This window comes from Thermococcus sp. LS2, assembly GCF_012027375.1.
GTDB lineage: Archaea > Methanobacteriota_B > Thermococci > Thermococcales > Thermococcaceae > Thermococcus_B.
Genome location: NZ_SNUI01000003.1, coordinates 105664 through 121269 on the forward strand (window position 1 = coordinate 105664; position 15606 = coordinate 121269).

At 40.3% G+C, this 15606-nt stretch carries 16 protein-coding genes, 1 tRNA gene and 1 pseudogene; 14 read left to right on the forward strand and 4 right to left on the reverse strand.

Going from position 1 to position 15606, the window contains the following annotated elements:
- The first annotated feature begins 123 nt into the window (after window positions 1–123).
- From oadA to E3E24_RS05240, 7 genes are all read left to right on the forward strand, one after another.
- Window positions 124–1890 (forward strand): sodium-extruding oxaloacetate decarboxylase subunit alpha, encoded by a 1767-nt coding sequence (oadA, locus tag E3E24_RS05210; RefSeq protein WP_167885410.1) that lies wholly within the window; start codon window positions 124–126, stop codon window positions 1888–1890.
- A 210-nt stretch (window positions 1891–2100) separates the two neighbouring features.
- Window positions 2101–3837 carry a carbon starvation protein A gene (locus E3E24_RS05215; RefSeq protein ID WP_167885409.1) on the forward strand — a complete coding sequence of 579 codons (1737 nt, stop codon included), beginning with the start codon at window positions 2101–2103 and terminating at the stop codon, window positions 3835–3837.
- Between the two features lie 39 nt (window positions 3838–3876).
- Entirely contained in the window at window positions 3877–4095 is a 219-nt protein-coding gene (locus tag E3E24_RS05220; RefSeq protein ID WP_167885408.1) for a hypothetical protein, read from the forward strand.
- Window positions 4096–4365, forward strand: coding sequence for a hypothetical protein (locus E3E24_RS05225; RefSeq protein ID WP_167885407.1), 270 nt, complete (start codon window positions 4096–4098; stop codon window positions 4363–4365).
- A gap of 10 nt (window positions 4366–4375) precedes the next feature.
- Window positions 4376–5368: an ArsA family ATPase gene (locus E3E24_RS05230; protein WP_167885406.1), complete on the forward strand. Its 993-nt coding sequence runs from the start codon at window positions 4376–4378 to the stop codon at window positions 5366–5368.
- A complete protein-coding gene (locus E3E24_RS05235) occupies window positions 5358–5651 on the forward strand; it encodes a hypothetical protein (protein WP_167885405.1) in 294 nt (97 codons plus the stop codon). Before E3E24_RS05230 ends, E3E24_RS05235 begins: the two co-directional genes overlap by 11 nt.
- Window positions 5652–5653: 2 nt before the next feature.
- Window positions 5654–6310, forward strand: a complete 657-nt coding sequence (locus tag E3E24_RS05240; RefSeq protein WP_167885404.1) for a hypothetical protein — start codon at window positions 5654–5656, stop codon at window positions 6308–6310.
- Between the two features lie 8 nt (window positions 6311–6318).
- On the opposite strand, the gene E3E24_RS05245 is transcribed toward E3E24_RS05240, so the two are convergent.
- Window positions 6319–7320 carry a TIGR01177 family methyltransferase gene (locus E3E24_RS05245; protein WP_167915723.1) on the reverse strand — a complete coding sequence of 334 codons (1002 nt, stop codon included), beginning with the start codon at window positions 7318–7320 and terminating at the stop codon, window positions 6319–6321.
- A 105-nt stretch (window positions 7321–7425) separates the two neighbouring features.
- Here E3E24_RS05245 and E3E24_RS05250 point away from each other — a divergent pair, with 105 nt between their 5' ends.
- The 3 genes from E3E24_RS05250 to E3E24_RS05260 all read left to right on the forward strand — a co-directional run bounded on the left by E3E24_RS05250 (window position 7426) and on the right by E3E24_RS05260 (window position 11718).
- Window positions 7426–9369, forward strand: a complete 1944-nt coding sequence (locus tag E3E24_RS05250) for an amylo-alpha-1,6-glucosidase (protein ID WP_167915724.1) — start codon at window positions 7426–7428, stop codon at window positions 9367–9369.
- Window positions 9370–9376: 7 nt separating this feature from the next.
- Window positions 9377–10294, forward strand: a complete 918-nt coding sequence (locus tag E3E24_RS05255) for a glycoside hydrolase family 130 protein (RefSeq protein ID WP_167915740.1) — start codon at window positions 9377–9379, stop codon at window positions 10292–10294.
- 227 nt (window positions 10295–10521) lie between these two features.
- Window positions 10522–11718, forward strand: a complete 1197-nt coding sequence (locus tag E3E24_RS05260; protein WP_167885401.1) for a pyridoxal phosphate-dependent aminotransferase — start codon at window positions 10522–10524, stop codon at window positions 11716–11718.
- An 11-nt stretch (window positions 11719–11729) separates the two neighbouring features.
- Here the strand turns inward: E3E24_RS05260 and E3E24_RS05265 are convergent, their stop codons facing one another.
- Window positions 11730–11933, reverse strand: coding sequence for a MoaD/ThiS family protein (locus tag E3E24_RS05265; RefSeq protein WP_167885560.1), 204 nt, complete (start codon window positions 11931–11933; stop codon window positions 11730–11732).
- Between the two features lie 167 nt (window positions 11934–12100).
- Here E3E24_RS05265 and E3E24_RS05270 point away from each other — a divergent pair.
- A tRNA-Leu gene (locus E3E24_RS05270) sits at window positions 12101–12188 on the forward strand.
- 173 nt (window positions 12189–12361) lie between these two features.
- Window positions 12362–12520, forward strand: a complete 159-nt coding sequence (locus E3E24_RS05275) for a 50S ribosomal protein L40e (RefSeq protein WP_042679704.1) — start codon at window positions 12362–12364, stop codon at window positions 12518–12520.
- On the opposite strand, the gene E3E24_RS05280 is transcribed toward E3E24_RS05275, so the two are convergent.
- On the reverse strand, window positions 12517–12843 hold the full coding sequence (locus E3E24_RS05280) for a PadR family transcriptional regulator (protein ID WP_167885400.1): 327 nt from the start codon (window positions 12841–12843) through the stop codon (window positions 12517–12519). The two genes, E3E24_RS05275 and E3E24_RS05280, sit on opposite strands and share 4 nt — an antisense overlap.
- Before the next feature lie 153 nt (window positions 12844–12996).
- Here E3E24_RS05280 and E3E24_RS05285 point away from each other — a divergent pair, with 153 nt between their 5' ends.
- Together E3E24_RS05285 and E3E24_RS05290 are read left to right on the forward strand one after the other, a co-directional pair.
- The gene (locus tag E3E24_RS05285; protein WP_167885399.1) at window positions 12997–13296 is read left to right on the forward strand and encodes an FUN14 domain-containing protein; all 300 of its coding nucleotides are present in this window, start codon (window positions 12997–12999) and stop codon (window positions 13294–13296) included.
- A gap of 24 nt (window positions 13297–13320) precedes the next feature.
- Window positions 13321–14634: a lipopolysaccharide biosynthesis protein gene (locus tag E3E24_RS05290; RefSeq protein ID WP_167885398.1), complete on the forward strand. Its 1314-nt coding sequence runs from the start codon at window positions 13321–13323 to the stop codon at window positions 14632–14634.
- Here the strand turns inward: E3E24_RS05290 and E3E24_RS05295 are convergent.
- Window positions 14606–15360: pseudogene (locus E3E24_RS05295) on the reverse strand (metallophosphatase family protein). The gene E3E24_RS05290 and the pseudogene E3E24_RS05295 overlap by 29 nt on opposite strands.
- Window positions 15361–15606 lie beyond the last annotated feature (246 nt).

The following is a 15606-nucleotide window of genomic DNA, read 5'->3' on the forward strand; positions in this document are numbered from 1 at the left end:
TATGGGCCAATTCTTAACTGATAAGAAAATTTTTGAGCAGATTTAATTTAAACAAAGTTTTGTTCAAAGGAGTTTTATACCTACCTGTGTTCTTTTTGAATAAAAGAAATAGGGTGGTTAAAAATGGTTGAGATAATAGATACAACCTTTAGAGATGCTCACCAATCATTAATAGCAACAAGAATGAGCACAAAAGATATGCTCCCGATAGCTGAAAAGATGGACAAGATAGGTTTTTACTCAATGGAAGTCTGGGGAGGAGCAACTTTTGATGCTGCCTTGAGATTTCTGAGGGAAGATCCTTGGGAAAGACTGAGACTCTTAAGAGAGCATATAAAGAAAACAAAACTTCAGATGCTTCTGAGAGGTCAAAATGTCGTTGGATACAGGCATTATCCCGACGATGTTGTAGAAAAGTTTGTGGAGTTAGCTTATAAAAATGGAATCGACATTTTCAGAGTTTTTGATGCTCTAAATGACGTTAGAAACATGAGAACAGCAATTAAAAAAGCCAAAGAGGTAGGAGCAGAAGTTCAGGGAGCTATAGTTTACACTACCGGTCCAGTTTTCACGCTTGATTACTACCTAGAGAAGGTTGATGAGCTAATAGAGCTTGATGTGGATTACATAACAATCAAAGATATGGCCGCCCTTTTGGATCCTCAAATGGCTTATGAACTCGTGAAAGAGATTAAAGAACGCTATGGCATCAAAGTTAATGTCCACACACATGCAACAAGCGGTTTAGCTTCAGCTACCTATCTAAAAGCTGTAGAAGCTGGAGCAGATTTTATAGACACTGCAATCTATCCGTTAGCCAATGGAACAGCACAGCCAGCAATCCAAACAATCTATCATGCATTAAAGGAAAAGGATAAGCCTCAAATTGATATGAAGATTATCTTCCAGATTTCTCGCTACCTAAGAAAAATTCTCGATGAAAAATATGAGCACCTAATGAATAAAAGGGCTCTTCACGGAGATCCAAATGTTCTACTTCACCAAATTCCGGGAGGAATGTATTCCAACCTACTAAAACAACTAAGCGAGCTCAAAGCGCTGGACAAACTAGATGAAGTCCTTGAAGAAGTGCCGAGAGTCAGAGAAGAGCTTGGATATCCTCCTTTAGTTACTCCCACTTCACAGATAGTTGGGACTCAAGCAGTTTTCAATGTTCTATTCGGACGGTACAAAATGATAACTGAGGAAACTAAGAAATATGTCAAGGGATTGTATGGAAAGCCACCAATCCCAATAAAGGAGGAAATAAAGAAGCTTATCCTTGGAGATGCGGAACCAATAACAGTTAGACCTGCTGATTTACTTGAACCTATACTTGAAAAGTGCAGAAAAGAGCTCGAGAAAAAAGGATACCTAGAGAAGGAAGAAGACGTATTAACTTACGCTCTCTTTCCACAGGTTGCTCTTGAGTTCTTTGAGCTAAGGAAGAAAGGAGAACTCAAACCTGTCGAAGAAAAGCCAAAAGGCAAAATTATTAAGATATACATTGGTGGAAGAGAGTATGAAATTGGGATTGAGGGAGTAAAGCTTGAAAATCTTGTAATGCCAGTAATCTCAGCACAAGAAAAAGTTATGCAACCAATAGCAGCACCGGCTCCGGCTCCAGCGGTTCCGGTTTCGTCTGTTCCTTCGCCAGCGGCGGCTCCGGGGGCGGGTGAGGGTGTTGTTACTGCGCCGATGCCTGGTAAGATTTTGAGGATTCTTGTTAATGAAGGGGATCGGGTAAAGGTTGGTCAAGGGTTGTTAGTTCTAGAAGCAATGAAGATGGAGAATGAAATTCCAGCACCAAAAGATGGTGTTGTAAAGAAAATCCTCGTAAAAGAAGGCGACACAGTAGACACCGGACAACCACTAATAGAAATAGGGTGAGTTCCTATTGCCCTTTTGTTATTTTTAACACTTCCTAACAAAACACTTTGACAAATATGAACAAGGCAACTGTTTGTATAAGAATAGCAACTGCATTCAAACTTAATTTAAACGAAATTTCTCCAATTTAATAATATTATTTTCGAAAAACATATATACCGTATGTTCACAAGTATGCAAATGGAAAGCCTGGTTCAAGGGGGTGCAAATATGAACTCTGCAGTTGTAATCTTAGCGGCTGCTATAATTTATGTTGCGTTTTATTTTACATATGGAAAAGCACTACAGAGCAAAATTGTCAAAGCAGACCGGAACAGACCAACTCCAGCACACAAGCTCTATGATGGTGTTGACTACGTTCCAGCACACCCCTTAGTGCTCTATGGCCACCACTTTGCAAGTATCGCTGGTGCAGGGCCAATTGTAGGTCCAGCAATCGCAATGGCTTGGGGATGGCTTCCATCACTGCTCTGGGTCTGGTTTGGAAACGTCTTCATTGGTGCAGTTCACGACTATCTGGCATTAATGGCTTCTGTAAGATACGATGGAAAGTCAATCCAGTGGATTGCAGGTAAAATAATGAGCAAGAGAACAGGTATTGCATTTGAAGTCTACATATGGTTCACCCTTCTCCTGGTCGTTGCCGCATTCGTTGCTGTGGTGTCAAAACTCCTTACAACTACTCCACAAGCAGCTACCGCCACGTTGCTATTCCTGATCGTTGCAGTAATTCTCGGATGGCTCATGTACAAGGTAAAGCTCAACTTCTACGTCTCAACAGTGATTGGATTGATCCTACTAGTGATAGCAATTTGGTTAGGATTAAACCACCCACTTATCCTCGTTCCAGGTCAAACTGATACAGCAAGCGCAGCTTACTTGAAAGCTTACCACTACTGGAACATCATACTTTGGGTTTACATCATCGCAGCATCCTCACTTCCAGTGTGGGTACTCCTGCAACCAAGAGATTACCTAAATGCATACATTCTGTGGTTTGGACTCCTGATTGGTGGTATCGCCTTCATTGCACTAGCAAAGCCCTTTGAAGTTCCAGGATTCACAATGTGGTCAGCAAACGTTGTTGGAAAGCAGCCCTCACCATTCTGGCCAACAATCCCATTGGTCATTGCATGTGGTGCATTGAGCGGATTCCACTCAATTGTAGGCTCTGGTACCTCGTCCAAACAGTTGGACAATGAGCTTCACGGATTGCTCGTTGGATACGGTGGAATGTTCACAGAAGGATTCCTATCAACAATCGTTATTACAGCTATAGCAGTCTACGGTGTTAAGCTAACTGGTCTAAGCCCAGACAAGGTAACATGGGGAACTCAATATATCACAAAGGGTGGTCTAGGAACATTCATTGCAGGATATGCCCAGGGACTTGCTGATTTCTATGGAATAGACGTAACATTAGGAAAAACTTTCGCAACACTTTGGGTTTCAGCCTTCGCACTAACATCTTTGGACACTGCCACAAGGCTTGGAAGGTTTGCATGGCAAGAGGTCTTTGGAATGGTCGTTGATACAAGCCAAGGAATCTACAAGACAATAACAAACAAGTGGATTGCCTCATTCATAATTGCATCACTTGGAGTTTACTTAGCATGGGGAGCAGGATATAAAGTGTTGTGGCCAGCATTTGCTGGTATGAACCAGTTATTAGCCTCAATTGCTATGATGACAGCTGCACTTTGGGCATACAAAATACAAAAAGCAGGAAAGTGGAGCTATGCCGTTCTAATTCCAGCACTCTTCTTGTGGATTACAGTTACTGCAGGTATCATTTGGTACATCATTTACGTTCCACTGTCAGGTGTAACTTTAATTGGTGCAAAAGGTTCACTACTAGTCGGCTTAATCCTCAACTTCCTACTAGCGTATGACTTCTACATAGCATGGACGAAACCAGAAGCAGAATACGCGGAGGCTCCTGCTTAAAGCTTTCTTTTATTTATTTCTTCTTTTTGAGGTGAGTTCATGAACAAAAGAAATTTTGTCAAAAAGATTCTGTACTGGATTTCTATCTCAATTCGGGTCTTGTGGGAGTTTAATGGAGAATTTAAGCGTTATTATATTAAAGGAATTCAGTGGGAGCTTAAGGATTTGGAAAACATATTTGCTCTAATAATGCTACCGCCTGTTGTCTCACATGCTGAGGGTTATATTATGTCATTAACATTAAAAAGAGGTGGTTGAATGTTTGAAGGATTAAAAGCTTTCCTAAAAGGGTTTTTTAGTTCGTTTAAGGCACGCTCGACTGAATACATAGAGTTCGAAGAGAGAGAGCTTGAGAATATCTTTGCTCTGCTTTTAATGGGCTCGTTTGTGGGGATTCCATCACCACCAACAACATTAGTTATACGCCTAATGCCCCACATGGTCAGGGAACTTTATGTCATGCAAAGAAGAGCTACAGATATGGACGACATATTCGGCGAAATTGCTGCAATGTTTGAAATAACGTGAGGTGCTCAAAATGAAGGAGTATCTATTGCCAAAGGAGAACTTCAGAGTAATCTTTGTCATAGGTAAGGGAGGAGTTGGTAAGACCACAACAAGTGCCTCTTTAGCAGTTGCTTTGGCGAAGAAGGGTTACAAAACCCTCATAGTTTCTCTCGACCCCGCACACAATCTTGGAGACGTCTTTATGGTTAAGCTCAGCGACAAGCCGAGGGAACTCATGGAAAACCTCTACGCAAGTGAGCTTGATATGGAGAAACTCATAAAGGCTTACCTGAAGCATCTTGAGAGGAATCTTAAGCACATGTACCGCTATCTGACGGTCATAAACCTTGAGAAGTATTTTGAAGTTCTCAGCTTCTCCCCGGGAATAGAGGAATATGCAACGCTTGAAGCCATAAGGGAAATCCTGCTCGAAGGGGACAAATGGGACGTGATAATCTTTGACACACCACCAACAGGCTTAACGCTCAGAGTTCTTGCTTTGCCAAGAATTTCACTCATCTGGACGGAGAAGCTGATAGACATAAGGCGCAAAATCCTCGAGAGAAGGAGGACAATAGAGAAGATACAAGGTGAGAGGAAGTTCGTGATTGAAGGTGCAGAATACAAGCTGCCAAGTGATGAAGAGGAAGATCCTGTTATGAAAGAGCTAAAGAAATACAAGGAGGAAATTGAGTTCGTCCACAGCATAATAACAAATCCAAGCAAAACGAGCGTTGTTGCAGTTATGAACCCAGAAATGCTCCCCCTCTACGAGACTGAACGTGCATACGAGAGCTTAAAGAAGTTCAAGGTGCCGTTTAACCTCATAGTAATCAACAAAGTGATAGAGCTTAAGAAGGAAATACCCGAGCTTAAAGTCAAGATGGAGGCTCAGAGGAGGGTTCTTAAAGAGATTGAGGAGAAATTTAAAGGTGTTGATATAGTTAAGATACCCATGTTCGCTGAAGAGCCAAGGGAAATGGAGTGGCTTGAGAGAGTTGGAGGTTTGATAGTTGAAGATTGAAGAAATCTATAAAGAGCTTGAAAAGGTCATCGAGCCCGTGAGTGGCGAAAATATAGTTAGGTTAGGCTTAGTCAGCAAAATAATAAGAGACGACGACAAAATTTTGATTTTCCTTAGTTTAGCCCGAAGAACTCCAAGACACCCATTTGGGATGGCAGTTAACTGGCCAATTCATGTAAGGATTGTGAAGGATATAGTTAAAGTTTTAGAGGATAAAATTCCAGACTTTGAAATAATAGATGACATGACGTTTCAAAGGTACTACCCACTAGAGGAGGTTTAATCATGAAGGTTACGCCGGAATTTTTGTTGGCCATAATGGTTTTGGCTGCAATAGCAACCATCCAGTTCTATAAGGGGAGAAGGCTAAACTTAATGATGATGCAGCACTACTTGAGAACGATAGAAGATATTCTAAATCCTAAAGACAAAGATTATGTCTGGATCGGGGGGTATGTCGGATTCAGAGCATTTTACAAAGTTAGAGAAGGGAACATAGACAAATTCGAATACACACTAACGCTATTGCCCAGACAGAGCATTCTTTACTTTCCCTTCTCAAAGCTCGTAAACAGGCACGATAAGCTGTACATCGTTATCAAGCCATATTCAACTATAAAGAGGGAAGTACATCTAATCCAGAAGGGCTACTATCGCATCAAGCCAAAAATAGAGGACGAGGAACTATTGCAGAGAGAGATCATCGAAGTTAATGGAAAGCAGTATGAAGCTTTATTCGAAAAGAGGAGAGATGTAGAGCTTTTAAAAGAGTTTTTACAAGGATTTTCCAAAGTTGAGAACATTAAGCACATCTCGCTAACACCAAAGACGAACGTTCTATACATATTTATGAAGCCAGAACCAGATACGATAGAAGAGGATATAAAACACATTGTCAGATTTGTCAACGAAAAGCTAAAGGAAAGCCCCTTTGAACGTTGACTTTCTTTTTATGTTTTCATCACATAGAAATATCTGTCAAGGGAAGAGTGAACCCTCTGGTAGTGCTTCTCCAGAACTTCAAATCCTATTTTTTCGGCAACTTTTTCAGCATTAAAATCAGCGGGGAAGGCTATACTCAGATAACCATCAAGAATTTTATAAATACTCTCCAGAGCTTTTTCATACAACTCTTCCCTCTTCCTTCCAGCTAAAGTTGCTGAGGAACCATATGGAGGGTCAGTAGCTACTGCTTCAAAAGTCTTATCTGGAAAGATTTCTATAAGCTTGGTTGCATCTCCTTGCTTTAGAACATAATCTTTAACACCAAAATACTCGAGATTTATCCTTGCTCCTTCAACCATATCCTTTCGCAAATCAACGCCATAAACTTTCAAACCCATTAATCCAGCTTCTATTAGAATCCCACCAGTACCCATAAAAGGATCAAGAATCTCTCTTTTTGCCCTTGCTAAATTTACCATAGCTCTTGCAATTCTTGGAGGCAGAGCAATTGGTTTATAGAAAGGCCTTTTATCGGCTTTCCTCTCATCAAAGGTTTTTGCTTTGAAAAATCTAATTCTAACACCAACCCACAGCTTTTTCCCACAGTAAACTCTCACAAGAGTGTTAGGATTAGATAAATTTACTCTAAACCCTTGTCTGTAAATTATTGCGCCGAGCTTCTTTTCGAGATTTTCAACATCATGAGCACAATTTCTCATAGTCTCTCTGTCAACTTTGAAAGTCCCAGCTATATATTCACCCCAATCAATGTTTTCTGCTTTGGCATAGAGTTCTTTAACGCTCTCTGCTGAAAAAAGCAAAATTCCATATTCATGAGCCATTCCAAGCCTGTCTAAGAAGGGAAAAGCTCTCCCATTACCTTCAATTGCCAGAAGTAGATAATCCTCCTCAGCAATTTTAAATCTTCTATCTGCGAGCTCAAGGAGTGCTTTAACTTCACTTTTAGCTAAGCTGGGCAAATTTCCAAGGATTTCTACATAAAGCATGATGAAAAATTAGAAGAAGGTCTTTTAAAGCTTTGTCCACATCGCAAAACATCTTTTAGCAATAGATATAAGGCTGTACATCAAGCAGAGCATGAAGGTGAAATGATGAGTAAGATTGTGTTATCGCATAATGGGGCATTTGTGCTCTCCGATGAGGAAGGAAATATGAATAAACATTATCACGGCCTCTATGCCCTTGACACAAGATTTGTGAAAAACATTTCTCTTGAAATTGGCAAAGAGAAGCTTTTAGGGCATATTGAACCAGATCACAAGACTTCAATATCACACATACTCATAGGGGACTCAACAATCCTACTGAGAAAGCGAGAGTTGCTGAATAACTGGAGATACAGAGAAGAGCTAACCTTCTACAACATGTCTAAAGAACCCATAAAAATAAAGATTAAATATGCCCTTGAAGTCCTCTTTGAAGACATATTCGAAGTTAGAGGAAGTCACAAACCTATTGAAAGAAAAATCGTCAAAGAACAGACTTCAAACGGAGTTAAATATACTTACACTGGCATTGATGGGATAAAGAGAGAGCTTGAAATTAAAGCTGAGGGATTTGAGTTTAAGAGCAATTACCTCACAGCAGAAATTTCTTTGGGGCCTTTAGGAAAAGAGAGAATTAGTGTTGAATTTCCCCCCAGAATCTGCATAAAAAATCCTCCTTTCTTGATTAGGAGCGACTTCGATTTCAAGCTTGAGGAAATAGTTATCACGAACAATACCGAAATAAACAACATCTTCAAAGCTTCACTGAGAGATTTAGAATCTCTAACAGTGTTAACCAACTATGGATTAACAGTTTTTGCTGGAATTCCCTACTTCATGTGCCTTTTTGGGAGAGATAGCATAATAACATCTCTATTCCTTCTACCATACTTCCCAGAGTATGCCAAGGGGACACTAAAGGTTCTCTCACAGCTGCAAGGGAAAAAATTCAATCCAAAGAGAGAAGAAGAACCAGGCAAAATTCCTCACGAGTTTAGATTTGGAGAACTTTCTCAAGCTGGACTCATGCCTTTCAATCCCTACTATGGAACCATAGATGCAACCCCACTGTATTTGATTTTGGCTGGTGAATATGTTAAATGGACTGAGGACTACAAAACGATAAGAGAGCTGAAAGAAACCCTAAACAAAGCACTCGAATGGCTTTTCATGAAGCTTGAAGAAGGAGAAGGATACATAAGATATTCACAGACATCTCCATATGTTCTAATGAACCAAGGGTGGAAGGACTCAAAGGAAGGTGTTCCAGATGAATATGGGGAACCAACAAAGTCTGCAATTGCACTAGCTGAGGTACAGGGTTATGCATATAAAGCTCTCCTAGATATGGCAGAGCTTTCTGATGTTTTAGATTTTGAAGAATCTACTCTAAGAGAAGAAGCTGAGAGGCTGAAAAGGAGGTTTAACAAAGACTTTTGGATTGAAGAAGAAAAATTCTACGCAATTGCTCTAAATGGAGATAACAAACCTTCAAAAGTCATCTCCTCTAATCCTGGTCATCTGCTTTTTACAGGCATTGCAGAGCATGAAGAAGAAATTGCTGAAAGGCTGTTTGAAAAGGATATGTTTTCTGGCTGGGGAATCAGGACTTTAAGCTCAAGGGAGAAAGCCTACAATCCTTTCAGCTATCACAACGGTAGCATTTGGGCGCATGACAATGCACTTATAGCTTTAGGATTAGCAAAAATCGGAGAAATCGAGAAAGCTGCATTCCTTGGGGCCAGACTCTTAAAAGCTGCAACTTTAATGAACTTCCAATTACCAGAGCTTTTTAGTGGAGTTGAAAGTGAAATCCCAATCCCGGTTCCAAGAGCAAATGTTCCCCAAGCATGGAGCGCTGCAAGTCCTTTTGCGTTCTTAACAGCTATGCTCGGGCTTACCCCAGAAGGAGTCTCAGCAAATCCACAGCTCCCAGAAGGTCTTGAGAAAGCCGAGATAAAGGGCATAACTATTAGAGGGGCAAAATACAGGCTAACCGCTGAGAGAAGAGGTGAAAGGATTGAAGTTGAGGTGAAAGAGGTTGATTAGGATTGATATGCAAGATGGGAATGCGGTAGTGCCTCCATTAAAAAAGCTCTCAGAACCAATTCTATCTCCTTCAAAGGAGGGCTTTGATTCCAAAAACATTTACAATCCCGCTGTGATAAAGGAAAGAGGGACAATTGTGATGCTCTACAGAGCTGAAAGCAAAAACGATAACATCACAGGTAGAATAGGGCTTGCTCTTAGTGAAGATGGTGTTCATTTCATCAAACATCCAGAGCCAGTGATTGAACCAGAGTACAGCTGGGAGAAAAAAGGTGTTGAAGACCCAAGGGTTGTGAAAGTTGGAAAAACATACTACATGACCTACACGGGCTACGATGGAAAGACTGCAAAGCTATGCTTAGCTACATCCAAGAATTTAGTGGAATGGAAGAAAAGAGGTGTTCTCTTTGATGAGTTTCCGTTTCCAAAGAACGGAACTCCTAATTGGACAAAAAGTGGTGCAATATTACCGGAAAAATTGAAGAAGGGGGAGTTTAAAGGGAAGTACATCATGTACTTTGGCGATTCAAACATATGGTTGGCTTATTCCGATGATTTAATTAACTGGGAGTTCATTGAAGAGCCAGTTCTAACTCCAAGAAAGGATAAATTCGATAATATCCTTGTTGAACCAGGACCTCCAGCATTTATGATGGATTTTGGAATAGTTTTAATCTACAACAGCGCTGGTCTTGAAAATGGAGTTAGAAAGTACAAAGCCGGTATAGCTGTCTTTGATAAAGAAAATCCCACAAAGCTGATAGCGAGAAGCGAAAAGCCAATATTGGAGCCAACTTATGAGTGGGAAATAAAAGGCTGGGTAGATAACGTTGTTTTCATAGAAGGGTTAGTTGAGCATGAAGGAAGGATTTATCTCTATTACGGAGGCGCTGATAGGTACATAGGAATAGCATATTGGGAATAGGCTCAGAGGGTGTTCACGTCATCACTAATCAGCATGCTTGCTATTCGTCATCGCCTACTTCTATTATTTTCCCTGGCTTTTAAAGTTAAGTGTTTTCTGATAAATGATAAAACAAACATAAATCCGCCATCATCTTTCTACTTTCTGTTACTTTAATATTGCGAGAGAGGTAAGCTTTTATGATAGAATGTTCAATTAATTATGAAAACACTTCGTTGGTGATTGAAATGATTCATGCATCTAAAAGGGCCATAGGTATTGAATATGCAATTAGAGATGTTGTTCTACCAGCTAGAGAACTCGAGAAGCAGGGAATAAAAATAATCAAGCTTAATATTGGGGACCCCGTTAAGTTCGACTTTCAGCCGCCTCAACACATGAAGGAAGCGTATTGCAAGGCAATTATGGAAGGACACAACTACTATGGAGAGAGCGAAGGTGATATAGAGCTCAGAAAGGCAATAGTAGAGAGAGAAAAGAAGAAAAACGGCGTTGATATAACTGTGGATGATGTAATGGTAACAGCGGCAGTTACAGAGGCATTACAGTTCATCTTTGGTGCTATCGTTGAGCCGGGAGATGAAGTTTTAATTCCAGGGCCAAGTTACCCACCCTACGTTGCCCTTGTGAAGTTCTATGATGGAGTCCCAAAGGCATATCTTGGAATTGAAGAAGAAGGCTGGCAGCCAGACATAGATGACATGAGGAAGAAGATAAGCGAAAAAACAAAGGCTATAGCTGTTATAAATCCAAATAATCCAACTGGGGCTTTATATGATAAGAAGACACTCAAAGAGATTCTCGACTTAGCTGGAGAATATGATATTCCCGTTATCAGCGATGAAATTTATGATTTAATGACCTATGAAGGAAAGCACGTTTCTCCGGGCTCATTAACAAAAGACGTCCCTGTAATTGTAATGAACGGCCTCTCAAAGGTTTACTTTGCAACAGGGTGGAGATTGGGCTACATGTACTTTGTTGATCCAGAAAACAAGCTCGCTGAAGTAAAAGAAGCTATAGGCAAGCTCGCAAGGATAAGGCTCTGTCCAAACACACCTGCCCAAAAAGCTGCGATTGCTGGTCTCACTGGCCCAATGGACTACCTTGATGAATACATGAAAAAGCTCAAAGAGAGGAGAGATTACATTTACAAGAGGCTGAACGAAATTCCCGGCTTAAGTGCACAAAAACCAGAAGGAGCGTTTTACATCTTCCCACGCATTGAGGAGAGGAGCAAGTGGAAGAGCGACAAGGAATTCGTCCTCGACGTCCTCAGAAACGCTCACATCTTGGTGGTTCACGGCTCAGGATTCGGAGAAGGCGGCGAATGGCACTTCAGAGCTGTCTTTTTGCCACCAATTGAGATTCTTGAGGAAGCAATGGATAACTTAGAAAAATTCATGAAAGAGAGGCTTGGCTGATTTTTCTTCTTTTATCCTCCCGAAACCACTGGAATGACCTCAACATAATCACCGTCTTTAATAGGATCATCCTCCAAAGCGACTTTTCCATTCACCTTTGCTATTGCACTCTCCGTGTTGAAGCCAACAGCCCTCAGAACGTCAGCGACCTTCATACCCCTCTGCCACTCAATCTCCTTCTCGATTTTCCTCCCGATGACCTTAACCTTTATCATCGCTATCACCAGATGAGCGTTGGAGTTTAGGTTTATAAATTTCTGGGAGAATTAATTATTGCCGATGAGGAGAAGGCCCGGCACTGAAAGGTGAGGAGGGCCATCACTTCCGAGGCTTTCTAAATACCGAAAGCTTTTTAATTCACATCCTTCATCTTACTGAATGAGCGGGGGTGCCCGAGCCTGGCCAAAGGGGGCGGACTTAAGATCCGCTGCCGGAGGGCTGCGCGGGTTCGAATCCCGTCCCCCGCACCATTATAAACTTCGTCTTAATCAAAATTCTCAAAATTCCAAAGACATACAACCCTAAATCAGCTTCTTTTGAAGATTCAAACCTTTGATTAAACTTTGCAAGGTAAAGTTTGAACGGTAAAGTTTAAAAAGAAAAGCCCATAACTGTGCATAGTCAAGATCATGGAGGGATTATTATGGCGAGGTTTCCAGAAGCAGAGGCCAGGTTATTTAGAAAGTACATCTGCATGAGGTGTGGAGCAACCAATCCATGGAAAGCCGAAAAGTGCAGGAAGTGCGGGTACAAGGGACTAAGGCCAAAGGCTAGAGAACCAAGAGGAGGAGTTGGGCGTTAGCTTTTGAGCTTCTCTAAAGTGGTTTCTATAAATTTTATTCCCTCTTCTAAGAGCTTTTTACCTTTTTCTGTAAGTTCATAATACTTTCTTGAAGGCTTACCTGTTTCGCCTTCTTGCCATTTTGATATAACGTATCCATCCTTTTCAAGCTTGTAGAGGACAACATAGCTACTTACTGTTGCTGGTTCAAACCCAAACTTCTCCCTTATTTTGCTTTTTAGCTCATAAGCATACATTGGCCTTTCTTTTAGGAGGCTCAGAATGTATATCCACAAAACTTCTTTGGTCAATTTTTCTTTTAACCTATCCATTGGCTCAGTCATAGGTATCACCTACAATGATACATAATTATATCGACCTAAAACTTTCACGATCTATAAATATTTTTCTTTTATAGTCTTTAAACATTTTGCATTTATGAAACAATGTAAAAGTATTTAACCTCCAACTATGTAGATTTCAATAGGTGGGCTAAAATGGACGTAAATTTTAGTGGAATCGTAGGAGATATGGGAGTTGGAGGAGTAGTCGGCTTCATAACAGGATATGCACTTAAAAAATTCATCAAGCTTGTGCTTGCTCTAATCGGAGCATACGTGCTTAGTTTATTCTGGCTCCAGCAGAAGGGAGTGATAACAATAAACACTGATGCACTGTTCAACCTCACAGAGAGTGCAGCAGCCCAAACACTAAGTCTAGGAGATAAGATCGTGGGGATTCTCCCCGGTGGAGGAGCATTTGTAGTTGGGTTTTATTTGGGATTCCACAAAGGTTAAATCCTTTATCTCTAATTTTTTCTCATGAGCTATGAGAAGAGAGTTCTAATAAGGCATTCAATCGCAAGCATAATAGCCTTGGCTTTATTTGGAATAAGCCGATTTCTTTACAGCATTATTATTTCAAGAAAATTTGGAGTAGAAGTTTTAGGCTCTGCAAATTCTCTGATTTCTCAAGCATTTCTCATAGCAATGCCGCTGAGCTTTTTTGCAGTAGCGTTGGGTAAATACTCGTCAGAATTCCTTGCAAAGGAAAATTTTGAAAAAATAAAGTCAATGACATCAATTTCATTCTCATTTCCGCTAATTGGAATTTTGCTTACCCCACTAAACATATATCTTGCTGTTCTCTCAGTTCTTAGAGCTGTTCAGCTCACATTTAGAAATTTCATCTACGGGATCCATAAAGGAGAGGTTTATGCATATGCAATGATCATCAGCTTTGTGCCTTTCATTATTAGCTTTTACTCCAAAAATCCCTTTCTACCATACATAGCGCTGCTTTTTACAATATCACTTTTTGCCTTTGGGTATCTCTTAAAAAAGAGTTTACTCGGAAAACCTAAAAAAGATGAGCTTAACCTTTTACTCCGCTATTCATCTTTTGCATTTCTCGGAACTCTATCTGGAGTATTTTTAGTTCAGGGGCCTTACTTTTTAAGCGAAAAGCTTGGGAATGCACTAATCGCTGGAAGGGTTTCGGCATCCTTATCGGCGGCATTTCTGCTGACTTATTTGCCTCAAGTGCTTCAATCTGCAATCATGCCGCTCTACTCGTATAAATACGGGAAAGAAGAATTAAATTATGTAAAGCTGCTTGCAGAAAAGACTACAGAATTGCTATCAATTTTCACAGCTTTCGTCGTTTTTGCTCTCTTGCTTGTCGGAAAGGAGGTAATTTCATTTCTTTTTGGTTTTAATCTTGGAAATGAATTCTACATTGCACTGCTGGCAGTTGAAATTTACATAGCTTATAACCCCAGCATCGTTGCTTTAAATTCTACGAAATATGTGAAAGAAGGGGGTATAATTGCAGTTTCGGGAGCTTTAGCAGCGCTAATTGCGTGGCTCACTTTCATCAAAAAATTTAACGAATACGGAACAATGCTGGGGTTGTTATTCGGATACCTAACAATATTGTGCGGGACAGCATATATCAGCTACCAAAAGCTGAATATATCGCTCAAATCGTACAAACCGTTATTGTTTGCAATTTCCCTCCAGGTACTGGTCTTCATTTCAAAAACAGTATTATTTGTTGGGATCTTGCTCTATGTGTTGGTCTCGAAGGAAGAAATAAAAGAGGGCATCAAAGCTTTCCGTGGTAAAGGACTCTAATTAGCTCCTCCGGGAGGCATTCTTTCTTTATCTTATCCTCGATTATCTTCTTGTCATAGTCAACTTCAATGAACTTCACATGAAGTGTATCAACATCAATGAGGGCAAATGTTGCTTTGTGTTCTTTTCCTGGTGGGAATCCTATGCTTCCTGGACAGACTACCCTTCCGTATCTTGTCATGGCATTCACGGGCATTTTTGGAGAAGCCACTAAGAGAATTTCGTACTCTTTAACTGGTCTCATTATTGCCTCGTAATATGAAGTCGGCTGCTCTGGAAGAACCACACCTCCAAATGGGTTTAATGGACTTCCATAGACACCAAATATGTCATTGTCTCCAATTTTGTCAACTAGATAAATCGGCAGATCCCTTATAAATTCCCTACCCTCATGTCCAAGCTTTTCCCATGTGTATTTTAAAGCAACTTTAACATGCTTTGGAAGACTGATATTATCAATGTAATCAGGGCCTTCAGCGTGAGGATCGCTTATAGCTATTATTTGGTCAAATTCACCGCGGATTATCTTAACTTTGTTATTTTTAATTAAATCATCAAGAGTATCCAGAACTCCTTTGGATATGGGAACAGTCCAACGATATTTCCGAGGATGTAGTATTTCCTAATGTCATAACCGCTCTCTTTAAGCTCTTCAATCTTTCCTAGTGCTTTAACTAAAGCTGGGAAATTCCCGTTTATGTTGGCTAATACCGCTACGTATGTCATTTCCATCACCCCCTTTTTCTAACCTTATTTTACTAAAAGATATATTTAAAGGTTTCGCAGAAAAGAGAACTCAGCGATGGAAGAGCAGGAATTTCTTCTTTTTCTTTTTGTTCTCCTCTTTTACACTGCTCATTATATAGAGCATAAGTGCATCTTCGATCATTGCTCTCACCTCCTTGTATTTTTGTTTTTAATAAGACTTCCCAGAATTTTCTGCCTTTACTTGTACATTTACAAGCTTTAGAG